The sequence below is a fragment of the Xanthomonas sp. WHRI 8932A genome (genome assembly GCF_035012785.1).
In the GTDB taxonomy this organism is placed as follows: domain Bacteria; phylum Pseudomonadota; class Gammaproteobacteria; order Xanthomonadales; family Xanthomonadaceae; genus Xanthomonas.
This window is the reverse complement of the sequence record NZ_JAYGQQ010000001.1, coordinates 212,223-235,446: the sequence shown is the minus strand read 5'-3', so window position 1 is coordinate 235,446 and position 23,224 is coordinate 212,223. Positions and strand designations below refer to the sequence as shown.

Genomic DNA, 23,224 nt, shown 5'->3' with positions numbered 1-23,224 from the left:
GGCCACAGGAGAACACCATGTCCCCAGCAGCCACCAAGAGTCTCGCCGTTGCCCTGGCCAGCGCCATCGCGTTGTCCGCCTGCGCCACCGGCGGCTCGTATGTGCAGCGCGATCAATATGGCGACCAGACCCAACAGCAGAACCGCACCGGCCGCAATGCGCTGATCGGCACCGCGATCGGTGTGGCTGCGGGCCTGCTCACCGGCGACAGCGCCACCGAGCGTCGTCAGCACGCCATGGTCGGTGCTGGTATCGGTGCACTGAGCGGCGCGGCGGTTGGCCAGTACCAGGATCGGCAGGAACGCGCGCTGCGTGAGCGCACCGCCAACACCGGTATCGACGTGCAGCGTCAGGGCGACAACATCACCTTGAACCTGCCCGACGGCATCACCTTCGACTTCGGCAAGTCTGCGTTGAAGCCGCAGTTCTACAGCGCGCTCAATGGCGTCGCCTCCACGCTGCGCGAGTACAACCAGACCATGGTGGAAGTGGTGGGCCATACCGATAGCGTCGGCAGCGATGCGGTGAATCAGCGCCTGTCCGAAGAGCGTGCCGGTGCAGTGGCGCAGTATCTGACCGCGCAGGGCGTGCAGCGCGAACGCATGGAAACCATGGGTGCCGGCAAGCGCTACCCGATCGCCGACAACAGCACCGATGCCGGTCGCGCGCAGAACCGCCGCGTGGAAATTCGCTTGATTCCGCTGCGTGCGGAAGGCGCTGCCAGCAATACCGGCATGCGTTGAGTACGTCGTACCTGTGAAGTGTGCGCTGGTGATTCCTCGCCAGCGCAGAAGTCCTGAAGCAGGCCGCGAGAGCGGCCTGCTTTTTTATGTCGAACGAAAAATTTCAATTGAAAGCGCGGCGTGATGTTGCCAGTTTGATCTGCGCACGTACCCGCATCCGCCCCTCGGGCAGCTTCTCCCGACGGGAGATGGATCCATCTAAGCCCACTCGACTAACGCGCGCGACTCAAGCACGCAGTCACGCAGTCACGTGTTCCAGAATGCGCTTGCCTTCCGCACGTTCGGCTTCTACTTCGACTTCCACTTCTGCTTCGCTGTTGGCCTTTTGCGCAGCCAACCGTGCCGGGCACTGAGCCATCATGTAATCCGCGTCGAAGTTCATCCGCGTCACCAGAAAGTCCACGAACGCGCGCACTTTTGGCGACACCAGGCGGCCGCCGGCAAACACTGCGTTGAAATCCACTTCCGGCCCGGTCCAGCCAGCGAGTACGCGACGCACCAGGCCCGATTGCACGAACGGTTTGGCCATCACATCGCCGGTCAGCAGCAACCCTTCGCCGCATAACACCGCACCGTTGAGCGCGGCCGGGTCATTGGCCACCATCAATGGATTGACCGGAAAATCGCGCACATCGCTGCCATCGCTAAGCGACCAGAAAAAGCGGTTGTTGTGCACGTTGCGGTTCTTGCGCAATGCCAGCGTGCGATGGAATTGCAGCTCGTCCGGATGCAGCGGCTCGCCATAGCGTTCGATATACGACGGGCTGGCAAACACCTGCGTGCGCAGGCTGCCGAGCTTGCGTGCGACCAGGTTCGAATCGGGCAGGGCGCCGACGCGCAATGCCAGATCGGCTTCGCCGCCGATCAGGTCCAGCTTCTCGTTGCCCAGATGCATATCCAGCTGGATTTCCGGGTATTGCGCATGGAATTCGCCCAGCAATGGCGCGATCCAGGTAATGCCCAGCGAATACGGCACGGTAAACCGCAGCCAGCCGCGTGGGCCGGACTGCAATTGCCCGACCGCGCTTTCGGCTTCTTCCAGTTCGCGGGCGATGCGCTGGCAATGTTCGTGATACACCGAGCCGGCTTCGGTCAGGCCGATGCGCCGCGTGGTCCGGTGCAGCAGGCGCGCACCCAGGCGCGTTTCCAGTTCCTGCACCTTGCGGCTGACGGTGGTCTTGGGCAGGCCAAGTGCGTTGGCGGCAGCAATGAAGCTGCCTTGTTCGACCACCTTGACGAAGATCAGGGTGTCGTTGAGATCGTGTGTCATGGGACTGCCTTCCGGGGGTCAGGAGGGATTGGACCGCTTGCGGGACGATTATTCCCCTAAATCCGGACTAATCAAGTGCTACTTTCAGGCCTAGCTTATGCGGCATCCCCTCCATGCAGGAGCACGGCCATGTGGTTGTGCGATGTCTTCGGCTTGTCCTCTAACGCGCGCAGCGCCATCGAAAGCGCTTTCGATCCGGTGGTTTCCTCGGCAAGAAGCCCGCGTGCCAGCGTTTCACGTGGCTTTTCTGCCTCGCCCAAGCGGCAGGCTGGCGGTGCGCCCATGCAGCGGACTGGACTGCAGGCGCGCTGGGCACAGCGCGGAATTGTCCCGATGTCGGGAGTGAAAGTCCCATGATCGGGATGGTCCAATCCGAAACCGTCGTGATCGGCGGTGCGGGCAACGTGGGTGCCGGGATCGTCACCGCGTTGCTCGACGCCGGCATGCCGGTGTTGGTGATTGGACGCGATGCCGCCAAGCTCGACGCGCTACGCGCGCAGCATGGCAATGCCCCGCTGCTGGAGACCCTGCAAGGCTCGGTGGCCGATGACGCCTCGGCACAGGCGCTAGCCACCGAGCTGGCGCAGCGGCCGCGCCCCTTGGGCGCAGTGATCGCCAGCCTGGGCAGCCCGCGGAAGGCCGGGCGCTTGCTGGATCGGCCGGTGACGGCACTGCGTCGGCGCCTGGAGCGCGACGTGCTGCCGCATCTGGCGGCGGCACGTCATCTGCTGCCGCTGCTGGCCGAAGCCGACGGCGGCGGCCGCTATCTGTTGCTGGGCAGCCCGTGCGCGCTGCGCGCCTGGGCGGCGCACGGCGACAGTTCGGTGGCCGCCGCCGCCATCCGCATGCTCGCCCAGGTGCTGCATGAAGAAGCCAAACCGCTGGGCGTGCGCGTGCATCTGCTCTCGGTCGAACAACCGGTGTGCACGCCGGGCCGTGCCAAGGATGCGTGCCCGGAATGGATTCGCGCCGTGGATGTCGGCCGCGCCGCCGTCTCGCTCATCGCCGGGCCTGGCCAGCCCGGACAACCCATCGTGACCGTCAGTCGTCGTCTTTCTACCGCGCCGTCGGTGGACCGGCTGGCTGGTCTGCATTTGCCCATCCCCACTCGAGAGATCTCTCCATGACCCCGAACGCCACCCCGTTCCGTTTTCCAATGCGTACTGTTCTGACGGGCGCCGTGCTCGCGGTCGTGCTTGCCGCCTGCGGCGGCGGTGCCGCGCAGACCGGCGCACCGCCGCCGCCCAGCGTCAGCGTCGCGCCGGTGCTGATGAAGGAGATCAGCCAGTGGGACGAATTCAGCGGCCGCATCGAGGCGGTCCAAAGCGTCGAATTGCGCCCGCGCGTGTCCGGTTACATCGACAAGGTGAACTACACCGAAGGCGCCGAAGTGAAGAAGGGCGATGTGCTCTTCAGCATTGACGACCGTAGCTACCGCGCCGATTTCGCCCGCGCCAACGCAGCGATGGTGCGGGCCCGCACCCAGGCCACGCTGGCGCGCAGCGAAGCGGCACGTGCGCGCAAACTCTCCGACCAGCAGGCCATTTCCACCGAAATCTGGGAGCAGCGCCGCGCCGCCGCCGATCAGGCCGATGCCGATCTGCTGGCCGCACAAGCGGCAGTGGACACCGCCAAGCTCAATCTGGACTGGAGCCGCGTGCGCGCGCCGATCGACGGCCGCGCCGGGCGCGCGATGGTCACCGCCGGCAACCTGGTCACCGCCGGCGACAGCGCCAGCGTGCTGACCACGCTGGTGTCGCTGGACAAGGTGTTCGTCTACTTCGATGCCGACGAAGGCACCTTCCTGCGCTACTCGCAGATGGCCCGCAACGGCGAGCGTCCGGACGAACGCGGCGGCGAATTGCCGGTGCGCATCGGCCTGGTTGGCGAGCAGGGCTTCCCGCACGCCGGACGCGTGGATTTCCTGGATAACCAGGTGACCCGCAGCACCGGCACCATCCGCGTGCGTGCCGTGCTCGACAACGCGCAGCGGCAGTTCACGCCGGGCCTGTATGCGCACGTGCAGTTGCTGGGCAGCGGCCAGTTCAAGGCCATGCTGGTCGACGAAAAAGCCGTGTTGACCGACCAGGACCGCAAGTACGTGTACGTGGTCGACAAGGACGGCAAGGCGCAGCGTCGCGATGTGGAGCTCGGTCGCAGTGCGGATGGGCTGCGCATCGTGCGCAAGGGTCTGGCCGCGAGCGACCGCGTCGTGGTCGATGGCGTGCAGAAGATCTTCATGCCCGGCATGCCGGTCGATGCCAAGGCCGTGGCCATGGCCGCCGCATCGGACAAACGCACCGCGTCGAACTGATTCATCGCTGCATCGCGCTTCGACCACCGGCCTGACACCCAGACCGGATCGGGGCCGCTGTGCCGCGCCGCCACCCGGCGGCAACCTCTTTCAGGACCACCCCAATGGACTTTTCCCGTTTTTTCATCGACCGGCCGATCTTTGCCGCGGTGCTGTCGATCATCATCTTCGCGGCCGGCCTGATCGCCATGCCGCTGCTGCCCATCAGCGAATACCCCGAAGTGGTACCGCCGAGCGTGCAGGTGCGTGCGGTGTATCCGGGCGCCAACCCCAAGGTCATCGCCGAGACCGTCGCCACGCCGCTTGAAGAAGCGATCAACGGCGTCGAAAACATGATGTACATGAAGTCGGTGGCCGGCTCGGACGGCGTGCTGGTGGTCACCGTGACCTTCAAGCCCGGCACCGATCCGGACCAGGCACAGGTGCAGGTGCAGAACCGCGTCAGCCAGGCGCAGGCACGTCTGCCCGAAGACGTGCGCCGGCAGGGTGTGACCACCCAGAAGCAGTCGCCGACGTTGACCATGGTGGTGCATCTGACCTCGCCCAAGGGCAAGTACAACTCGCTGTACCTGAGCAACTACGCCACCTTGAAGGTCAAGGACGAGCTGTCGCGTCTGCCTGGCGTGGGCCAGATTCAGATCTTCGGTTCGGGCGACTACGCCATGCGTATCTGGCTGAATCCGGACAAGGTGGCCGCGCGCGGGCTCACCGCCAGCGACGTGGTCGCTGCGATCCGCGAGCAGAACGTGCAGGTCTCCGCCGGCCAGCTCGGCGCCGAGCCGATGCCGAACAAGAGCGACTTCCTGCTCTCGATCAATGCGCAGGGCCGCCTGACCACTGAAGAAGAGTTCGGCAACATCGTGATTCGCAGCGGCAATAGCGGCGAGATCGTGCGCTTGAGCGATGTGGCGCGTCTGGAGCTGGGCGCCGGCAACTACACCTTGCGCTCGCAGCTGGACAACCAGAACGCGGTGGGCATGGGCGTGTTCCAGTCGCCTGGTGCCAATGCGATCGAATTGTCGGACGCCGTGCGCGCCAAGATGGCCGAGCTGGAAAAGCAGTTCCCGCAGGACATGGCCTGGTCGGCAGCGTATGACCCCACCGTGTTCGTGCGCGACTCGATCAGCGCGGTGGTGCACACGCTGCTGGAAGCGGTGCTGCTGGTGGTGCTGGTGGTGATCCTGTTCCTGCAGACCTGGCGCGCTTCGATCATTCCGTTGCTGGCGGTGCCGGTGTCGGTGGTGGGCACGTTCGCAGCGCTGTATCTGCTGGGGTTCTCGATCAATACCTTGAGCCTGTTCGGCCTGGTGTTGGCGATCGGCATCGTGGTCGACGATGCGATCGTGGTGGTGGAAAACGTCGAGCGTAATATCGAAGAAGGTCTTACCCCGCTGGCAGCTGCGCATCAGGCGATGCGCGAAGTGTCCGGGCCCATCATCGCCATCGCGCTGGTGCTGTGCGCAGTGTTCGTGCCGATGGCGTTCCTGTCGGGTGTGACCGGTCAGTTCTACAAGCAGTTCGCGGTGACCATCGCCATTTCCACGGTGATTTCGGCGATCAACTCGCTGACCTTGTCGCCGGCGCTGGCAGCCATGCTACTCAAGGCGCACGACGCGCCCAAGGACGGCCCGTCGCGGTTGATCGATCGTTTGTTCGGTTGGCTGTTCCGCCCGTTCAACCGCTTCTTCAACAGCAGCTCGCACAAGTATCAGGGCGCGGTGTCGCGTGCGCTGGGCAAGCGTGGTGCGGTGTTCATGGTGTATCTGCTGCTGCTGGTCGGCACCGGTTTCATGTTCAAGATCGTGCCGGGCGGCTTCATTCCGACCCAGGACAAGCTGTACCTGATCGCCGGTACCAAGCTGCCGGAAGGCGCTTCGCTGGAGCGCACCAATGAGGTGATCCGTCAGATCACCCAGATCGCGCTGCAGACCGAAGGCGTGGACCATGCGATTGCGTTCCCGGGTTTGAATCCGCTGCAGTTCACCAACACGCCCAATACCGGCACGGTGTTTCTGACGCTCAAGCCGTTCAGTCAGCGCACCCGTACCGCCGCGCAGATCAACGCGGAAATCAACGCACGTATCAGTCAGATCCAGCAGGGCTTTGCGTTCGCCTTCATGCCGCCGCCGATTCTGGGTCTGGGCCAGGGCTCGGGTTACTCGCTGTATATCCAGGACCGTGCAGGTCTGGGCTATGGCCAGTTGCAGAGTGCGGTGAATGCGATGTCCGGTGCGATCGCACAAACGCCGGGCATGCAGTTCCCGATCGGTACCTACCAGGCCAACGTGCCGCAGCTCGATGCCAAGGTCGACCGCGACAAGGCCAAGGCGCAGGGCGTGCCGCTGACCAATCTGTTCGACACGCTGCAGACCTATCTGGGCTCGTCGTACATCAACGACTTCAATCGCTTCGGTCGCACCTATCAGGTGATCGCCCAGGCCGATGGACAGTTCCGCGACAGCGTCGAAGACATTGCCAACCTGCGTACCCGTAATGCCAACGGCGAAATGGTGCCGATCGGCAGCATGGTCACGCTGGGCCAGACCTACGGCCCGGATCCGGTGATCCGCTACAACGGCTACCCGGCTGCCGATCTGATCGGTGAAGCGGACCCGCGCGTGCTGTCGTCCACCGAGGCGATGCACACGCTGGCCGGCATGGCACCGAAGGTATTGCCCAACGGCATGAACATCGAATGGACCGACCTGAGTTATCAGCAGTCCACGCAGGGCAACTCGGCATTGATCGTGTTCCCGATGGCGGTGTTGCTGGCGTTCCTGGTGCTGGCCGCGTTGTACGAAAGCTGGACCCTGCCGCTGGCGGTGATCCTGATCGTGCCGATGACCTTGCTGTCTGCGTTGTTCGGTGTGTGGCTCACCGGCGGCGACAACAACGTGTTCGTGCAGGTGGGCCTGGTGGTGTTGATGGGTCTGGCGTGCAAGAACGCGATCCTGATCGTGGAATTCGCCCGCGAGCTGGAGATGCACGGCAAGGGCATTGTCGAGGCCGCGCTGGAAGCCTGCCGCCTGCGTCTGCGCCCGATCGTGATGACCTCCATCGCTTTCATCGCCGGCACTGTGCCGCTGGTGTTCGGCCATGGCGCTGGCGCCGAAGTGCGCTCGGTCACCGGTATCACCGTGTTCGCCGGCATGCTGGGCGTGACCTTGTTCGGCCTGTTCCTGACCCCCGTGTTCTACGTGGCGCTGCGCAAGTGGGTGACCCGTCGCGGGCCCGCTGCACCGGCCGCCGTTTCGCATGACACGGTCAAGGCGTAAGCCAATCACTTCCCCCAATTGAAGAGGATTCACCACATGAGCAACACCAAGATCGCACTGGTCACCGGCGCTACCCGCGGCATCGGCCTGGAAACCGTTCGTCAACTCGCACAGGCCGGCGTGCACACGCTGCTGGCCGGTCGCAAGCGCGACGACGCAGTGGCCGCTGCACTCAAGCTGCAGGCCGAAGGCCTGCCGGTGGAAGCGATTCAACTGGACGTCAATGACGACATCAGCATCGCTGCGGCAGTCGGCACGGTGAAGGAGCGTCACGGCCATCTGGACATCCTGGTCAACAACGCCGGCATCATGATCGACGACATCCAGCGCAAGCCGTCCGAGCAAAGCCTGGACACCTGGAAGCGCACCTTCGACACCAATCTGTTTGCGGTGGTCGGCGTGACCAAGGCGTTCCTGCCGCTGCTGCAGCGCTCGCTGGCCGGCCGCATCGTCAACGTGTCCAGCGTTCTCGGCTCGCTGACCCTGCATAGCGACCCCAGCTCGCCGATCTACACCTTCAAGGTGCCGGCCTACAACGCGTCCAAGAGCGCCTTGAACAGCTGGACCGTGCATCTGGCCTACGAGCTGCGCGACACCTCGATCAAGGTCAACGCTATCCATCCGGGCTACGTCAAAACCGACATGAACGGTGGTGAGGGCGAGATCGACATCGAGCAGGGCGCACACAGCAGCGTACAGATGGCATTGATCGATGCGCACGGCCCCACCGGCAGCTACACCCACCTGGGAGACACCTTGCCATGGTAAGGACATTGCTCGGCGCGGCGCTGGCTGCGCTGGTGCTCAGCGGTTGCGCGGTCGGGCCGGATTACCGGCCCGACCCGCCCGCCTCGGTCACGCTGCAGGGCGCGCAGGATGCGTCTTTCAGCGCTGAATCCCCGGTCGGCAACTGGTGGTCGCAGTTCGACGACCCGGTGCTGGAGCAACTGGTGCGCGATGCGTTGTTCGCCAATCACGATCTGCGCATTGCGGTGTCGCGGGTGAAGCAGGCACGTGCGGTGTTTGTGGAGCGTCGTCTCGATCAGGCTCCGCATATCACTGCGCAGAGCAGCTTCGATCGACGCGAGCAGCAGCAGGTGATCGCCGGCAATCAGCGCTTCCTCACCGAACAGACCACCCTGGGCCTGGATGCGGCCTGGGAGCTGGATCTGTTCGGCCGTCAGCGCCGCGCTTCGGAAGCGGCGCGCGCCGATCTCGACGCCGAGCAGGCCAACCTGCTGGACGTGCAGGTCACGGTCGCAGCCGAAGTGGCGCGCAATTACTTTGAATTGCGCGGCACCCAGAAGCAGCTCGATGTCTCCAAGCGCACCCTGACCAATCTGCGCGATACCCAGAAGCTGACGCAGACGCGTTGGGACCTGGGCGCCGGCAGCGAGCTGGATGTGCAGAGCAGCCTGGCGCGTTTGAAGGCCATCGAAGCGGATATTCCGTTGCTGGAAACCGCCGAGGCGCAATACCGGCACCGTCTTGCCGTGTTGCTCGGCCAGCAGCCGAATGCGCTGGATGCCACCCTGGTCGCACGCAGCATGCCGGCGTTTGCGCGCCCGTTGCCGCTGGGCGATACGGCCGGATTGCTGCGTCAGCGCCCGGACGTGCGTAGTGCCGAGCGCCGTCTGGCCGCAGCCACCGCACAGGTCGGCGTGGCCACCGCCGATCTGTTCCCGCGCATCAGCGTGAGCGGCTTTGTCGGCTTTCTGTCCGGCGATGCAGCCAGGTTGACCCAGGGCAACGCAAAGGCCTGGTCGATCACCCCGTCGATCAGCTGGGCTGCATTCGACTTCGGCACCGTGCGTGCACGCCTGCGTGCCAGCAAGGCTCAAGCCGACGGTGCATTGGCGCAATACCAGCAAACGGTGTTGCTGGCGTTGGAAGACACTGAAAACGCCTTGATCGGCTACGGCCGTCAGCAGGCGCGTCTGGCCATCGTGGTGGACCAGGCCAATGCCGCGCGACGTGCCGAACAGCTCGCACAGATCCGTTACCGCGAGGGGTCGGAAGACTTCCTGACCTTGCTGGATGCACAGCGCACCCAATTGGCGGCAGACGATGCGTTGGCGCAGGCCGAGGCGGCAGTCAATGTCGGTGTGGTCGGTGTGTACAAGGCGCTGGGCGGCTGGAAGCAGGGTGAAGCACCCGCCGCACCGGTGGCGGTGGTCGATCGTTGAACGATGGACGGGGCGGCCGCTGGGTCGCCCCGTTTAGTAGAAGATCGTAATCGTCGTGTTCGATGTCGCGATCTAGCCAGCCAGCGGACGGTGCTCAGTCGGCGACCCGTACGCTATCGCGGCCGCTGTTCTTGGCCAGATACAGTGCCGCATCTGCACGCGAAAACCAGTCTTGCCAGTGCGTTTCGCCATCGTGGCGCGCAGCTCCCAGCGAGACCGTGATGCGTCCTCCCGGGCCACGCAACCCATTGCGAATCACCTTGCGCAAGCGCTCGGTGGCCGCTTCGAGTTCCGCCAATGAGCCGGCGCGCAGCAACACAACGAATTCTTCGCCGCCGAAACGGAACACCTGATGCGGCTCGCGCACTTCGTAACGCAAGATGGTCGCCAGATCCGACAGCGCCGCATCGCCTGCGGCATGCCCGTACAGATCGTTGACCTCTTTGAAATGGTCCAGGTCCAGGATGATCAGGCTGTTGAGCCGCTCCTGCGGTTGGCGCTGATCGATCTGATGGGTCAGTGCGCGTTCGAGCATGCGTCGGTTGGGCAAGCCGGTCAGTGCATCCAGCGACGCCAGCTCTTCCAGGTGCACGCGGTCGTCCTGCATGCGCAGCGAGAACGAATACCCCACCGCCAACGTCACCAGTGTCACCACCACGGTCGACACGCCCTGGCCGGGGCTGACGATCAAGCCGGGCAAGAACAACAATGCCACCATCAACGGCAGGCTCAGCAACACCGCGCGTTGCGGTCCGCACAGAAAATAATTGGTCGCCAGCACCGGAAACAGCCAGGGCAGGGCGCCGTCGCCCCCGGTCCAGCAGGCCACCAGGCAGCCGGCGACATTGATCGATGCCAGCCAGACACCGCCGGCGCCCGTGCGTTCTGCCGCGCGCATCTGCCAGCCGCGCCAGATCGCCAGCACACCCAGCGCTGCGGTGATGAGGCACGCAATCGCCTGGCCGGTCATGGCCAGGTACACCGCATAGAGGCAAAGCAACAGCGCGGTGATTGGCCCAAGCATCTTGACGATGCCGAGGCGGAAATCCCGCCGCAGGTGAAGGATCACAGGCAAGGTTCTGTCGGAGTCGGCATCATTATCGGCCGGGTTGCGCGAAAGTTGAGCATGCAATTACCGCTGTAGCGGGTAGGAAAATGAAGCGTTGCATGGCAAGGCTTGGTGCGTTGTTGACGGCCTTGTGGCAACCGTATCGGCTGTGAGTCGGAGCCTGTTATGCCTAAACGCGAAGAGCTAGCGACGCGCCTCGATGCGTTGCAGAACAGACTGCCGCAGCTGCCTGCAGATGAAGATGCGGATTTCGACTATCGGATTTCCAGGCGCGCACCGAAGCGGTACTGCGCAGCGCCGAGCCCGACGATGCGGCCTACGTGCGTGCCCGCGTCGACGGCATGCTGGCTGGAGCAGGGATGATTCCCACCGACGCGGATGGGCGTGCCGGTCGGTGATGCAGCGCTGCTGAAGAAGCGGCCGACACGTATGGCAGGCACGGCGAGTGCTTGTGTCGACATGGTGCGTCAGGCCGCAGCTTCGGCGACGCCGTCTTGCGCAGCGAACGGCCTCTCATGATCTGTGGCTTGGGGATATAAGTTACTGTGCATAGTCGCGCTGGGGTGGCTTGGCGCCGGACCGCCACCTGGCGACCGGCTGACGATCAGATATCGCGTATCCAATCATCGCGCTGCGATCGCTGGGATCGGCCTGTCGGCTGTCAGGACTCCTGCGCCAACTCTGTGCCGGCCGCTTCCGGCGCGCTGATGACCTGATTGCGCCCGGCTTGTTTGGCACGGTACAGCGCTTCGTCTGCGCGCCGCAGCAGTTGCGCCGCATTGCCCGCGTGCTCGGGAAAGCTCGCCGCACCGAACGATGCGGTGATCTTCGGCAGCGACACGCCATCGGCCATCACCTGCAACCCCTCGATTCCGGCGCGCAACTTTTCCGCCATCCTGCGCGCAGTGGCCAGATCCACCTCGGGCAGGATGATCGTCAATTCTTCGCCACCGTAGCGGCAGCAGATATCTTCGCCACGGGTCTGCGCCAGCAGCAGTTCGCCGATTGCCGCCAGCACCCGGTCGCCGCCGCTGTGCCCATGCAGATCGTTGAACCGCTTGAAGTGGTCGACGTCCAGCATCAGCACCGACAACGGCTGCACCCGGCGCGTGCAGCGCGCCAGTTCGTGATTAAGCGCTTCTTCCAGATAGCGGCGGTTGTACAGGCCGGTGAGCGGGTCGCGGATCGATTGCTGACGCAGTGTTTCGCGCAGACGCAGGCTATGCAGCACCAGCGAGAGTTGTTCCGCCGCCGCTTCGGCCACGGTCAGTGAACTCAGGCCGCCCGGTTGGTCGCTGCGCAGCGCCAGCATGCCCAGCTGTGTGCCTTGTGCCGACAAAGGAATACACACCGTGCTGGCGTGCGTCGGAAGATTGGCGCCGGTATGGCGACACAGCATGCCCTGGCTGGCATCTTCCACCACGTGCGTGCGATCGCGGCGCAGCGCCCAGCATGTCTCCGGCGCGATGCTTGCGCTGTCGTCGTCGGCCATCGCGCCCCAGGCCACCACCTGCTCGGCGCGATCGCGCGATGCGCGCAGCAAATACACCGCACCGGCCGCGCCGGGAATCAGTGGCGCAATCGTGCGTGCGGTAATTTCCAGCGCTTCTTCGGCATCGCGGCAGTTTTGCAGCAATCCCGAGTAGCGTGACAAGGCTTCCAGTCCCGCAGAGGTGCGCTCCAGCGTCGCAAACGACTCGACCAACTGCTCGCTGGTATGGCTGGCCTCGTCCTCGGCGCGCTCGCGGCGTTGCAGCTCTCGCGCCAACAAGCGGTAAGCCAGCAGCATCACCAGCAGCCCGCTGACGATGCCGGTCACGGTCATCCGCAGCACCCACTGCGCACTGAGTGCATTGGTCTGCGTCCGCTTCACCAGCTGCTGACGTTCCAGCTCGGTCATGGTTTGCACCTGGCGCCGCAATGCCGAGGAGGTCTGGAACACGCCGCGCGCAATCGACCCGCGCGCGCCATCCAGGCCATGGGTGCGATAGCTGTGCAGCAGATCGTTGATCTGCACCAGTCGTGTGTCCACCAATCGGCTGAGCACACGTACATTGCGTCCCTGTACCGGGTTGTCCTGCACCAGCGCCTCCAGCCGTACGATGCGCTCGGGCAGGCGCCCGATCGCATCGGCATACACGCCCAAGAACGCCTCGTTGTCGGTCAGCACGTAGCCGCGCACCGACGACTCCGCCGACAGCAGCCCGGCCTGGATTTCGTCGATGCCCGCGAGCACTTCCTGCGTATGCGTCACCCAGCCCGCATCAGCCAGCGAGCGCTGCGTGGTGAAGTAGCCGCCGATGCCGATCAGGACGAAGATGGCTCCCCCGAGCAATAAAGCCCCAGCGGCATGGCGTTTTGCTTTCTTGGTCAACACCGTGTTCCCCAACACCGATTGTCTGGTTGAGGCCGATGCAAGCGCCGTGCCTCAATCAGTTAGTCAGCCGATCAGTCAGCCAATCAGCCATCTGGCAGGCGGGCAGGCAGGACTCGGTGCCATGCCCTGGTGCCAGTACGCTCATGCCGCACTGCAGAACCAAGCGTGCCTTGGGTATTTTTCTTCTAACCGGTCGGCTGATTTGTCGCGCCGCCCTAAGCCGTGGCATCGGCGAGCCTTGGGCCGCGGTTGGGCGCATCGAAACAGCTGCACGGGTAGAGAAGCGCGAGCTCGCAGGCGCCGCGCTTGCGCCTACCTTCCCCGATCAACGCAGCGCCATGTTCGCCGGGCGAAGTGCCGGCAGGGGGGGGCATGCCATGGAGGCCATACACGCCGAAGCGCAACGGCAACTCGACTCCGCCTGAGCTGAACGCCTTGTTCGCCAGCGGTGCAGAGCCGACGTGTAGCCAGGAGGAGGGCGTCAACCTGGCCATTGCCATAGCCGGGCTTGAAAGCGCCACGCATTGCAGGCACTGAGTCGCGCTAGTTGGTCCAGCCAGTGCCGGAGCAGCAACCAGCACCGGCACGCTGGCATGCGGTTTGCTTCGAGTGCATCAGGAGCGCTGGCGAGCGCCGTCGGGGTAGATGCAATGGATGAGCCCAACAAGAGCGCACTGGTCCTGCTGCAGCAGGAAGCGACCGAGCTGCTCGCACTGTTTGACCAACTCCGCGGCGACGTTGCGTTAGCCCGCGCGTGTGACCGCCCTCTCGCAGGGTCGATCGTCACCACGTCCGAACCGACAGCCCGCGTCACTAATTGACGCGGCGGGCTGCCGCAGCGCCCATGAAAAAGGCCGGGAACCTCTTTCGAGGATTCCCGGCCTTAGTCGGTCTTCTTAGGACCGCTGTGTGGTGGAGGTGGGCGGAATCGAACCGCCGTCCGGAAGCACTCCATCCCCGGCACTACATGCTTATCCCTCCGTTAGATCTCATTCCCAGGCAGCACGGCGGGCAAAGCGCACCTGGAAACCAGCCTGCTTGATTTAGCCGGTAGCTGACAGGCAGCCACCACCGGCGGTTCCGTGATAATGACCCTACATCTACGAGCACGGGCACAAGTAGTTTCGGGGGTTCGCCTTAGGCGGCTGTAGAACTACAACTAAAGCCAATTAAGCGGCGATAGCGAAGTCCGAACCGTAGTTGTCGTCGTTGGCAACTAAAAGTTTGCTGCTGGATTAACGAGGAAAGCTGCCCCCTCGGCATGCGCCAAGCGACTTCGCGACCCCCGTCGAAACCAGTGCACCCCCGGGGAAAGCATCAAACGCTGACGGGGTCAGTGTAGGGATCGGCGCGCCCTGTCACAAGTGGTGAGATGGACAGCGCTTACAGTGGCTTCAGTCCTACCGGACCGAACAGTCTGTAAACGAAGGAGCGAAGCGATGGCGACAGGTAAGCCCCCACGTCCACGTTCGACACGTGCAGCACCGCGCCCGGCCACTGCAACTGCCAAACAGCCGGCACGGCCGCAACAGAAGCGCGCGCCTAGGTCAGGCGCACAAGCCGCCGCGGCAGCCCGCGTGCAGGGAAAGGCGCGCACCGTGATCTACATCCACGGCATCGGCAACAAGCCGCCCGCCGAAGTGTTGCGTTGTCAGTGGGACAAGGCGTTGTTCGGGCGTCCCATGGGAGAGCGCACCCGGCTGGCGTACTGGGTCAATCGCGAGCGCTATCCGGTGGCAGAGCCCGGCAATTGCGATGGGCGTGATGTGGGGCCGGCGCTCAACCAGAGCGTGCAGCGTGCATTGAGTACGCTCGGCCTGGTGCCGGGCGGGCAAGATCTGCACGTGCTCGCCGATGCGTTGGCCAACAGTGAGCAGGAGCGGGCCGATCTGCATCGCTTGCTTGACGAACTGGAGACGGCAAGCGCACCCGGCAGCGTGCAGGCAAAGGGCCCGATCGATGCGATCAACCGCGTGCTGCTGCGGCTGATTTCTGCGGCGCTGCTGCAGGACGTGCATGACCTGTTCTTCGTGCCCGAGCGCGCCGCATCGATGCGCGACAGCCTGACCCAGCGGCTGCGTGCAGGCGGCGGGCCGTTCGTGGTGGTCGCGCATAGCCAGGGCTCGATGATCGCCTACGACGTGCTGCGGCAGCTTGAGGCGGCCGACTGCGAGGTCACGCTGCTCCTGACCGTGGGGTCGCCGCTCGGGTTACCGCAGGTGCGCAGCATGTTCAAGCGCTGGACCGGCACCCGCAAGCTGCCGTTCCCTGCGTGCGTGCAGCAGTGGATCAACGTCGCCGAGACGCGTGACCCGATCGCGCTGGACCCGGATCTGACCGACGACATCGCCAACGCGAAGGGGCGTTTCGAAAACATTGCCGGGGCGCGGATCAATTCCGACTGGCAGCACAACCCGCATTCGGGCTCGGGCTATTTGTCGATCCCGCAGGTACGCGCAGCGGTGCGTCAGGCGGTGGGTATGGGCTTCGATCAGCCTGTCTCCAATGCGGTGTTGATCAAGGACCTCAGCGAGCAGCTCGAAGCGCATGGCCCAGAGCATCGGCATGAAGTCCTGATCGAACTGGACCGGCGGCTCGCCGGCAACGATCCGGCCGGGGTGCGGGCGGTGCTGGTGCGCCATCTGCGCGAAGTCGCTGCGCGCAGCACCGGCCTGGAGGGCGACGCATTGGATGAGGCGATCGAATTGGAAGACGGGTTGCAGCGCTTCGTGTCCGCGCGCCTGACCCGCTTCGAAATCGAATCGTTGCAGAATCGCTACCGCGCGCTGGGGTTTCGCCGGGTGTGGCGCGATGCCGGCAAGCGCGCGCTGATTCACATCTCCGGCAACGTGCTGCATGCCGATGCAGCACGCAATGCCTATCGTGCGCGCGGGCAGCAGATCGGCTGGGCGGTGCTGGATACCGGCATCGCCGCCAGTCACCCGCATTTCTTCGTCAAAGGCCAGCGCGATACCGTGGTGGCGCAATGGGATTGCACCCGGCGCGGTGCGCCCAAGCGATTGACGCGGGCCGACGGCGATGCGTTTGCCCGGCTCGATCGGCACGGCCACGGCACCCACATCGCCGGGATCATTGCCGGCCACTGCCAGGCGACGCTGCCGGATGCGCAGGGCAAGCCGGGCCCGCCGCTGGAATTTGCCGGCATGGCGCCGGACGCGCAACTGTATGGCTTCAAGGTGCTGGACGACGCCGGCGATGGACGCGATTCGTGGATGATCAAGGCCGTACAGCAGGTGGCTGCCATCAACGAGCGCGCAGGCGAGCTGGTCATCCATGGGGTGAATCTGAGCCTGGGCGGCTATTTCGACCCGGAAAGCTATGGCTGCGGTTTTACGCCGCTCTGCAACGAGTTGCGGCGGCTATGGCGGCAGGGTGTGCTGGTGGTGGTGGCTGCCGGCAACGAAGGACTGGCCTGGTTGATGGGCAAGGATGGCGATGCCTATCCGGCCAACATGGATCTGTCGATCAGCGACCCGGGCAATCTGGAAGAAGCCATCGTGGTCGGCTCGGTGCACAAGAGCAGCCCGCACAATTACGGCGTGTCGTATTTTTCTTCGCGCGGGCCCACCGCCGACGGCCGCGGCAAGCCCGACGTGGTGGCGCCGGGCGAAAAAATCGTCTCGGCGTATTACGACTTCGACCCCAAAGATCCGGCCAGCCTGATGGTGGAAATGAGCGGCACCAGCATGGCCGCGCCGCATGTCTCCGGCGTACTGGCCGGCTTTCTATCGGCACGCCGCGAGTTCATCGGCTTTCCGGACCGGGTCAAGCAATTGATGCTCGACACCTGCACCGATCTGGAACGCGATCGCTACGTGCAGGGCAGGGGAGTGCCGAATTTGATGCGGATGCTTGGAAAGACGTGATTCGGAAGTCGGGATTGGGGATTCGCAATAGCAGCGAGGCCATGCCTTGTGTTGGTACTTGATTGGATCGCACGCCAGCGACGCGGGTCACCGCCGTAACGAATCCCTAATTCCCAATCCCGGCTACTCACGCATCTCGGTTATGCCGCCGCATCACGCGCTGCTTGTCGCGCTGCCAGTCGCGGTCCTTGGCGGCATCGCGCTTGTCGTGATTCTGCTTGCCCTTGGCGAGCGCGATTTCCAGCTTGACCTTGTTGCTGCTCCAGTACAGCGCGGTCGGCACCAGAGTGTAGCCTTCGCGCTCCACGCGGGTGAGTACCTTGTCGATTTCGCTCCGGTGCAGCAACAACTTGCGGTCGCGACGTTCCACCGGCACGGTGTGGGTGGAGGCCTGGATCAGCGGGGTGATTTGCGCGCCGATCAGGTAAATCTCGCCGGAGCGCACATACGCGTAGCCGTCGACGATGTTGGCGCGGCCGGCGCGGATCGCCTTGATCTCCCAGCCCTGCAGCGCCAGACCGGCTTCGTAGCGCTCTTCCAGGTGGTATTCGTGGCGCGCACGCTTGTTCAGCGCGATGGTTTTCGTGGCCTTCGCGCCGTTTGCTTTATCCTTGGATGGTTGCTTGCTCATGACGCCATTGTCGCCGATTCGGCGTCGTCAAACGATCTTCCGTCTTTCACAAGTTAGCGAATGCCTACCATCCGTCGCAGCGCACTGGTCGAACACAGCACCTCCCGCATGTTCGATCTGGTCAATGATGTCGCCGCCTATCCGCGCCGCTTCGGCTGGTGCGACGCTGCCCATGTGCTGGAGCAGGACGATGCGCATATCGTGGCGCGCCTGGATCTGGGGCTGGGCTCGTTCCGCACTTGGTTCACCACCGAGAACATGCTCGAGCGGCCCGAACGCATCGTGATGCATCTGCGCGATGGGCCGTTCAAGCGCCTGGAAGGTCTGTGGGAGTTTCAATCGCTGGGCGACAACGCGTGCAAGGTGAGTCTGACCCTGGAAGTGGAAACCAGCTCGCGCTTGCTGGGGCCGGCACTGGCGCTGGGATTTCAGGGTCTGGCCGATCGTATGGTCAACGATTTCGTGCGGGTCGCCGATCGCGGCGACGTGTGACCGTGCAGGTTGAAGTCGTCCTGGCCTGGCCGGATCGCTACAGCGCGGTGTTGCTGGATCTGCCGGAGGGCGCAACGGTCGCCGAGGCAGCGACGGCATCTGGTCTCCTGCAACAGAACGCATCCGCAGCGATCGCCATCCATGGTGTCGTGGCGCGCCCGGATCAGGTGTTGCGCGCGGGCGACCGGGTCGAGCTGCTCAGGCCGCTGCTGCTGGACCCGAAAGAAGCGCGTCGCCGCCGGGCTGCGTCTGCTGCGAAGGCCGATCCCGCTAGCTAATGACCGGATCTGCCCGCATCGGCCGGGCAGCTGCCATTGAGCGAACTCTTCCGGCAAGGGCGCCATCGCAGTTGCTGCGTTGTGGTGCTCGACGTCGTGCTGTGCTGGCTGCAATCGGTTTCGATACAGAAGTGAGCGCGGTGTTGTGCTGGCTGCAATCGGCTTCGATACAGAAGTGAGCGCGCAGAAACGGGCTTCGAGCGAGTTTCGCTCTGCGCGTCGCCAGACGGATGTGGCGCCCGCCTGAGGCTGCACAGCATCGAGCGCTGCCATCCGCGCACTGCGCCAGTCATGCGTGTTGCCGGCGCAGTCAAGCACGCGGCAGTCGGCAGGAAGAGTGCAATGGTCCGAGCGGACAATCCGAGCGGACAAGGGGAGAGCAAAAAGCCGGCATCGATGGCCGGCTTTCAGGCGTTGCGGGTGGTCAGACGATCGCGCGATCGCCGACCGAACGCATCAACGGCCGCGCTGCTTCTTCTTGTCGCGCGCCAGGTTGCGGCCGAACTGCTTGGGTGCCGATTTGGCCAGCTGCTCGTCCTGCGAGGGGAAGTAGTCGCCTTCCCAGCGCGCCACCTGGTCGTTCTCGAAGAACACGGTGAAATTCTTGACGTCGGTACGCGCCAGACGATCGACGCGCTGCGTGGACGTGTAGTCCCAACGCTGCGCATGGAACGGGTCGGGAATCGACGGAGTACCCAGCAACGCGCTGACCTGCTGCTTGCTCTGGCCGACCTGCAGTTGCTCCACGGCATTCTGTTTGATCAGATTGCCCTGGTAGATCGGCTGCTTGTAAATGATGCCGCAGCCAGCGGTGGAAAGAGCAACGGCGGCGACCAGCAGGAGATTGCGCATCGGGGAATAAGTGCTGAGGAAATCACGCCGATGATACACTCCCGCCGGTCGCCGCGACCCGTTTGATGGCAGCTGGCGCTAAATCGCCAATGAACGGAGAACATATGGAAACCCACGACCTGCGCAAAGTTGGGCTCAAGGTGACCCATCCGCGCATGCGGATCCTGGAATTGCTCGAGCAGAAGAGCAGTCACCATCACCTCAGCGCAGAAGACATTTATCGGCAGCTGCTCGATCACGGCGACGAGATCGGGCTGGCAACGGTGTATCGCGTGCTGACCCAGTTCGAGGCCGCCGGCCTGGTGCTCAAGCACAATTTCGAAGGTGGGCAGGCCGTGTACGAGCTGGATCGCGGCGGCCACCACGACCATATGGTCGATGTGGACACCGGCCACGTCATCGAATTCGAAAGCGAAGAGATCGAGGCACTGCAGCGTCAGATTGCCGCCAAGCACGGCTATGAGCTGGAAGAGCATTCGCTGGTGCTGTACGTGCGTAAAAAGCGGCCGCGCTAAGCGCGCGTCATCGCGTACGGCAACGACAAGGCGGCTTCGGCCGCTTTGTGCGTTTTGTGGTGCAGGTCGTGATGATTTGCTGGCGTCTGGGTGCTCCCATCCGCCCTTCGGGCACATGCGGGGAAGCGCGCTGGCGGAACGCTTTCCTGGGCGGACTCGCTGTCAGTTCTGCAGAGCAAAAGTTCGCGCCTGGGAGCTGCTGCCAAAAGGTAGCGAGCAGTGATCAGGCGGGTGTGGGCGGCGCGCTCAGAACCAGAGTGGGCATGGGTAATGCCACACCGAGCGTCTAGCACCAAGTACCAAGCACCGGCGGCGCCCGCCTGGCGGTGGGCGCAGTCAAGGTTGCCAGCCGCTCCAAGCCCGAGGCTGGGCGGGCGCTGCGCCGGTTGATTGCTGCAATGCCCGGAACCGCAAGCAGAGGCTGCGAGACCGCGTTGCCCCTGCCGGCTCCGCAATCTGCCTCGATCAGGCGCTCTGCAACAGCTTGCGGGCTGCCGCGCGTGCTTCCTTGCTCACTTCCACACCCCCGAGCATGCGGGCCAGCTCTTCCTGGCGCGCCTGCGGGCCGAGCAGCTCGACCGCGCTCTGGGTCATGCCGTCTACCGGCGCCTTGCTGACCCGGTAGTGCGCGTGGCCCTTGGCCGCGACCTGCGGCAAGTGGGTCACGCACAGCACCTGACGCTCTTCGCCCAAGGCGCGCAGCTTCTGGCCGACGATATCGGCCACCGCGCCGCCAATGCCGGAATCGACTTCGTCGAAGACCATGGTCGGCACGCTGTCCAGGCCGAGTGCGGCGACTTCGATCGCCAACGAAATCCGCGACAGCTCACCGCCCGAGGCCACCTTGCGCAGCGCGCGCGGCGGCTGGCCGGCATTGGCGGCGACCAGGAATTCCACCCGCTCGGCGCCGTTGGGATCCGGGCGCTGTGTCTCTTGCGGCTGCAGCTGAATCAGGAATTGCCCGCCGCCCATGCCCAATTCGCCGATCAGCGTGGTGGTGGCCGCGGACAAGGCCGCGGCGGCGGTCTTGCGACTGTCGCTGAGCACGCCGGCGGCGCTGCGCCAGGCGCCGGTGGCGGACTCGATGTGCTTGTCCAGCTGCTGCAGGCGCTCGTCGGCACCACGCAGGCTTTCCACTTCCAGGCTCATGCGCTCGCGGTGGGCGGCCAGTTCGTCCGGGGCGACACGGTGTTTGCGCGCCAGGTCGTGCAGGCGGCCGAGACTGCGTTCCATCGCTTCGAACTGGGCCGGGTCGGCGTCCAGGTCGTCGCGCACGCGGTCGAGCAGGGCCAGTGCTTCTTCGATCTGGATCACGGCACTGTCCAGCAGCGCGTCCACCTCGCCCAGGCGCGGCTCGTGCTCGGCGACGCGCGCCAGGTCGTGGCGGCTGTCCTGCAACAAGCCCAGTGCCGACGCGCCGTCATCGCCGTTGAGCTGCTGGGCCACGCTATCGCAGGCGCCGATCAGCGCGGTGGCATGCGCCTGACGGCGGTGATTGACGTCCAGGGCCGCGATCGCAGCCGGGTCCAGGTCCTCGCGTTCCAGTTCGCCCAGTTGATGCTCGAGAAAGCCGATGCGGTCGGAGACATCGCCCTGCGCAGACAGCGCGTCGCGCTCGTCCAGCAGCGCCTGCCAGCGCTGGCTGGCCTGGCGTACCTGCTCGCGCTGGGGGCTGTTGCGGGCGTAGGCGTCGAGCAGGGCGAGCTGGCTGTGGCGGGCCATCAGGGCCTGGTGCTCATGCTGGCCGTGGATTTCCACCAGCCGTGACGCCAGTTCGGCCAATTGCGAAGAGGTCACCGGGCGGCCGTTGATCCAGGCACGCGAGCCGCCGTCGGCGCGAATGATGCGGCGCAGCTGGCATTGGGCCTCGTCGTCCAGCTCGTTGTCAGCCAGCCAGGTCAGGCCCGGGTGCGCGGCCGGCAGCTGGAATTCCGCCGACAGTTCGGCGCGGTCGGCGCCATGGCGCACGACGCCGCTGTCGGCGCGCAAGCCGGACAGGAAGCCCAGCGCGTCCACCATCAGCGACTTGCCGGCGCCGGTTTCGCCCGACACCACGGTCATGCCCGGCCCGAACTCCAGTTCGGTGGCGCGGACAACGGCGAAATCCTTGATCGAGAGGTGTCTGAGCATGGGGGTCGAGTGTGAATGCGTTGGGGAAGCTTAGGGCAGGAAGGGACGGGCAGGGAGTCGGACGCTTGCCATCCCCGGGGCCAGACATTATCTATGCCCAGTCTCACCGGATGATCCCATGCGCGCGTCCCAGTCCCCAATGCTCGACCCCCGCGCCCGCCAGTTGCTGCGCACCTTGATCGCACGCTACATCCGCGATGGCGAGCCGGTGGGCTCGAAAACCCTTGCCCAGCATGCCGGGCTGGATGTGAGCCCGGCGACCATCCGCAATATTCTGGCCGATCTGGAGGACGTGGGGCTGCTCAGCTCTCCGCACACCTCGGCCGGGCGCATTCCCACCGCGCACGGCTATCGGGTGTTCGTCGACAGCCTGGTGCAGATGCAGCCGCCCGGCGAAGAAGAGGTGCGGCGCCTGCGCGCGGAGCTGGCCAGCGGCAATGGTACCCAATCGCTGCTGGGCAGCGCCTCGCAAATGCTGTCGGCAATGAGTCACTTCGTGGGGGTGGTCAGCGCCCCGCGCCGGGAGCAGTTCGCGTTCCGGCATATCGATTTCGTGCCCCTGGATGCGCGGCGGGTGCTGGCGATCCTGGTGTTTGCCGACAACGAAGTGCAGAACCGGGTGATCGAACCGCGCCGCGCCTACGAGCCGGCCGAGCTGGAGCGGGTGGCCAACTACCTCAATGCGCAGTTCGCCGGGCGCGCGCTGTCGGACATCCGCGCCTCGCTGCTGCGCGAACTGCGCGTGGCCAAGAACGAAATGGAGCAGTTGCTGGCGCACAGCGTGGACCTGGCCAGCGAGGCGCTGGTGCCGGCCGAGGCGGACGATATGGTGATGGCCGGGCAGACCCGGCTGATGGGCGTGCAGGACCTGTCGGATCTGGACCGGCTGCGCGAGCTGTTCGAAGCCTTCGCCAGCAAGCGCGAGATCCTGCAGCTGCTCGAACGCACCATCCAGGCACCGGGCGTACGGATCTTCATCGGCGAGGAGACCGGCATGGTGTCGCTGGAAGACGTCTCGCTGGTCACCGCACCGTATGCCGCCAATGGCCAGGTGCTGGGTGTGCTGGGGGTGATCGGGCCCAAACGCATGGCCTACGACCGCCTGATTCCGCTGGTGCAGACCGCCGCCCAGGTGCTGGGCGCGGCCATGGAGCCGCCCGGCACGCGATAACCAGCGGCAATCGAAGTCATCGTTTTGCTTGAAA

Annotated in this window: 19 protein-coding genes, 2 other RNA genes and 1 pseudogene; 14 read left to right on the top strand and 8 right to left on the bottom strand. The window is 64.8% G+C overall.

Translation table 11 applies throughout. The annotated features are described in order from the left end of the window. Positions 1-17 precede the first annotated feature (17 nt). Positions 18-743 carry an OmpA family protein gene (locus VC212_RS01045; RefSeq protein WP_115528244.1) on the top strand — a complete coding sequence of 242 codons (726 nt, stop codon included), beginning with the start codon at positions 18-20 and terminating at the stop codon, positions 741-743. Positions 744-981: 238 nt separating this feature from the next. Here the strand turns inward: VC212_RS01045 and VC212_RS01040 are convergent, their stop codons facing one another. Beyond that, complete coding sequence (locus VC212_RS01040; protein ID WP_055844956.1) at positions 982-2,013, bottom strand: LysR family transcriptional regulator; 1,032 nt, start codon at positions 2,011-2,013, stop codon at positions 982-984. 129 nt (positions 2,014-2,142) lie between these two features. On the opposite strand from VC212_RS01040, the gene VC212_RS01035 reads away from it, so the two are divergent. The 6 genes from VC212_RS01035 (at position 2,143) to VC212_RS01010 (ending at position 9,788) form a co-directional block, all read left to right on the top strand. Continuing rightward, positions 2,143-2,370: a hypothetical protein gene (locus VC212_RS01035; RefSeq protein ID WP_115512094.1), complete on the top strand. Its 228-nt coding sequence runs from the start codon at positions 2,143-2,145 to the stop codon at positions 2,368-2,370. Further along, positions 2,367-3,140, top strand: coding sequence for an SDR family NAD(P)-dependent oxidoreductase (locus tag VC212_RS01030; protein WP_161963029.1), 774 nt, complete (start codon positions 2,367-2,369; stop codon positions 3,138-3,140). The genes VC212_RS01035 and VC212_RS01030 overlap by 4 nt, the downstream gene beginning before the upstream one ends. Continuing rightward, positions 3,137-4,327, top strand: coding sequence for an efflux RND transporter periplasmic adaptor subunit (locus tag VC212_RS01025; protein WP_115512092.1), 1,191 nt, complete (start codon positions 3,137-3,139; stop codon positions 4,325-4,327). The genes VC212_RS01030 and VC212_RS01025 overlap by 4 nt, the downstream gene beginning before the upstream one ends. 104 nt (positions 4,328-4,431) lie before the next feature. Next, positions 4,432-7,602 carry an efflux RND transporter permease subunit gene (locus VC212_RS01020; RefSeq protein WP_115553422.1) on the top strand — a complete coding sequence of 1,057 codons (3,171 nt, stop codon included), beginning with the start codon at positions 4,432-4,434 and terminating at the stop codon, positions 7,600-7,602. A gap of 36 nt (positions 7,603-7,638) precedes the next feature. Next, positions 7,639-8,370, top strand: coding sequence for an SDR family oxidoreductase (locus tag VC212_RS01015; RefSeq protein ID WP_323514098.1), 732 nt, complete (start codon positions 7,639-7,641; stop codon positions 8,368-8,370). Beyond that, a complete protein-coding gene (locus tag VC212_RS01010) occupies positions 8,364-9,788 on the top strand; it encodes an efflux transporter outer membrane subunit (protein ID WP_055844938.1) in 1,425 nt (474 codons plus the stop codon). The genes VC212_RS01015 and VC212_RS01010 overlap by 7 nt, the downstream gene beginning before the upstream one ends. 94 nt (positions 9,789-9,882) lie before the next feature. Here VC212_RS01010 and VC212_RS01005 read toward each other — a convergent pair whose 3' ends face one another. Continuing rightward, positions 9,883-10,857, bottom strand: coding sequence for a GGDEF domain-containing protein (locus tag VC212_RS01005; protein WP_323514273.1), 975 nt, complete (start codon positions 10,855-10,857; stop codon positions 9,883-9,885). Between the two features lie 94 nt (positions 10,858-10,951). On the opposite strand from VC212_RS01005, the pseudogene VC212_RS01000 reads away from it, so the two are divergent. After that, positions 10,952-11,255: pseudogene (locus tag VC212_RS01000) on the top strand (hypothetical protein). Between the two features lie 263 nt (positions 11,256-11,518). Here the strand turns inward: VC212_RS01000 and VC212_RS00995 are convergent. Beyond that, complete coding sequence (locus tag VC212_RS00995; RefSeq protein WP_323514097.1) at positions 11,519-13,234, bottom strand: diguanylate cyclase; 1,716 nt, start codon at positions 13,232-13,234, stop codon at positions 11,519-11,521. Positions 13,235-13,377: 143 nt separating this feature from the next. On the opposite strand from VC212_RS00995, the gene VC212_RS00990 reads away from it, so the two are divergent. Continuing rightward, complete coding sequence (locus VC212_RS00990) at positions 13,378-13,659, top strand: hypothetical protein (RefSeq protein ID WP_323514272.1); 282 nt, start codon at positions 13,378-13,380, stop codon at positions 13,657-13,659. A gap of 485 nt (positions 13,660-14,144) precedes the next feature. On the opposite strand, the gene ssrA is transcribed toward VC212_RS00990, so the two are convergent. Beyond that, positions 14,145-14,541: a transfer-messenger RNA gene (gene ssrA, locus VC212_RS00985) on the bottom strand. Between the two features lie 132 nt (positions 14,542-14,673). Here ssrA and VC212_RS00980 point away from each other — a divergent pair. Continuing rightward, a complete protein-coding gene (locus VC212_RS00980; protein ID WP_323514096.1) occupies positions 14,674-17,121 on the top strand; it encodes a S8 family serine peptidase in 2,448 nt (815 codons plus the stop codon). A 127-nt stretch (positions 17,122-17,248) separates the two neighbouring features. Here the strand turns inward: VC212_RS00980 and smpB are convergent, their stop codons facing one another. After that, positions 17,249-17,752: an SsrA-binding protein SmpB gene (gene smpB / locus VC212_RS00975; RefSeq protein ID WP_055844930.1), complete on the bottom strand. Its 504-nt coding sequence runs from the start codon at positions 17,750-17,752 to the stop codon at positions 17,249-17,251. A gap of 60 nt (positions 17,753-17,812) precedes the next feature. On the opposite strand from smpB, the gene VC212_RS00970 reads away from it, so the two are divergent. Both VC212_RS00970 and VC212_RS00965 read left to right on the top strand, forming a co-directional pair. Beyond that, positions 17,813-18,244 (top strand): type II toxin-antitoxin system RatA family toxin, encoded by a 432-nt coding sequence (locus tag VC212_RS00970; protein WP_055844927.1) that lies wholly within the window; start codon positions 17,813-17,815, stop codon positions 18,242-18,244. A gap of 2 nt (positions 18,245-18,246) precedes the next feature. Further along, entirely contained in the window at positions 18,247-18,522 is a 276-nt protein-coding gene (locus VC212_RS00965) for an RnfH family protein (protein ID WP_323514271.1), read from the top strand. Positions 18,523-18,978: 456 nt separating this feature from the next. On the opposite strand, the gene bamE is transcribed toward VC212_RS00965, so the two are convergent. Continuing rightward, positions 18,979-19,374, bottom strand: coding sequence for an outer membrane protein assembly factor BamE (gene bamE / locus VC212_RS00960; RefSeq protein WP_055844921.1), 396 nt, complete (start codon positions 19,372-19,374; stop codon positions 18,979-18,981). Positions 19,375-19,478: 104 nt separating this feature from the next. Between bamE and fur the strand changes: the two genes are divergently transcribed. Then, the gene (fur, locus tag VC212_RS00955; RefSeq protein ID WP_055844918.1) at positions 19,479-19,889 is read left to right on the top strand and encodes a ferric iron uptake transcriptional regulator; all 411 of its coding nucleotides are present in this window, start codon (positions 19,479-19,481) and stop codon (positions 19,887-19,889) included. Between the two features lie 197 nt (positions 19,890-20,086). Here the strand turns inward: fur and VC212_RS00950 are convergent. Continuing rightward, a non-coding RNA gene (locus VC212_RS00950) (sX9 sRNA) lies at positions 20,087-20,154 on the bottom strand. Between the two features lie 200 nt (positions 20,155-20,354). Further along, positions 20,355-22,019, bottom strand: a complete 1,665-nt coding sequence (gene recN, locus VC212_RS00945; protein ID WP_323514095.1) for a DNA repair protein RecN — start codon at positions 22,017-22,019, stop codon at positions 20,355-20,357. 139 nt (positions 22,020-22,158) lie between these two features. Here recN and hrcA point away from each other — a divergent pair, with 139 nt between their 5' ends. After that, positions 22,159-23,190 (top strand): heat-inducible transcriptional repressor HrcA, encoded by a 1,032-nt coding sequence (gene hrcA / locus VC212_RS00940; protein WP_161961808.1) that lies wholly within the window; start codon positions 22,159-22,161, stop codon positions 23,188-23,190. The last annotated feature ends 34 nt before the right edge of the window (positions 23,191-23,224 follow it).

Coding starts and splice junctions, on each gene's coding strand:
- hrcA (WP_161961808.1), top strand. CDS start 22,159: ATGCTCGACCCCCGCGCCCGCCAGTTGCTGCGCACCTTGATCGCACGC.
- smpB (WP_055844930.1), bottom strand. CDS start 17,752: ATGAGCAAGCAACCATCCAAGGATAAAGCAAACGGCGCGAAGGCCACG.
- VC212_RS01045 (WP_115528244.1), top strand. CDS start 18: ATGTCCCCAGCAGCCACCAAGAGTCTCGCCGTTGCCCTGGCCAGCGCC.
- VC212_RS01040 (WP_055844956.1), bottom strand. CDS start 2,013: ATGACACACGATCTCAACGACACCCTGATCTTCGTCAAGGTGGTCGAA.
- recN (WP_323514095.1), bottom strand. CDS start 22,019: ATGCTCAGACACCTCTCGATCAAGGATTTCGCCGTTGTCCGCGCCACC.
- VC212_RS00980 (WP_323514096.1), top strand. CDS start 14,674: ATGGCGACAGGTAAGCCCCCACGTCCACGTTCGACACGTGCAGCACCG.
- VC212_RS01035 (WP_115512094.1), top strand. CDS start 2,143: ATGTGGTTGTGCGATGTCTTCGGCTTGTCCTCTAACGCGCGCAGCGCC.
- fur (WP_055844918.1), top strand. CDS start 19,479: ATGGAAACCCACGACCTGCGCAAAGTTGGGCTCAAGGTGACCCATCCG.
- VC212_RS00990 (WP_323514272.1), top strand. CDS start 13,378: ATGCCGCACTGCAGAACCAAGCGTGCCTTGGGTATTTTTCTTCTAACC.
- VC212_RS01030 (WP_161963029.1), top strand. CDS start 2,367: ATGATCGGGATGGTCCAATCCGAAACCGTCGTGATCGGCGGTGCGGGC.
- VC212_RS01025 (WP_115512092.1), top strand. CDS start 3,137: ATGACCCCGAACGCCACCCCGTTCCGTTTTCCAATGCGTACTGTTCTG.
- VC212_RS00970 (WP_055844927.1), top strand. CDS start 17,813: ATGCCTACCATCCGTCGCAGCGCACTGGTCGAACACAGCACCTCCCGC.
- VC212_RS01020 (WP_115553422.1), top strand. CDS start 4,432: ATGGACTTTTCCCGTTTTTTCATCGACCGGCCGATCTTTGCCGCGGTG.
- VC212_RS01015 (WP_323514098.1), top strand. CDS start 7,639: ATGAGCAACACCAAGATCGCACTGGTCACCGGCGCTACCCGCGGCATC.
- bamE (WP_055844921.1), bottom strand. CDS start 19,374: ATGCGCAATCTCCTGCTGGTCGCCGCCGTTGCTCTTTCCACCGCTGGC.
- VC212_RS01010 (WP_055844938.1), top strand. CDS start 8,364: ATGGTAAGGACATTGCTCGGCGCGGCGCTGGCTGCGCTGGTGCTCAGC.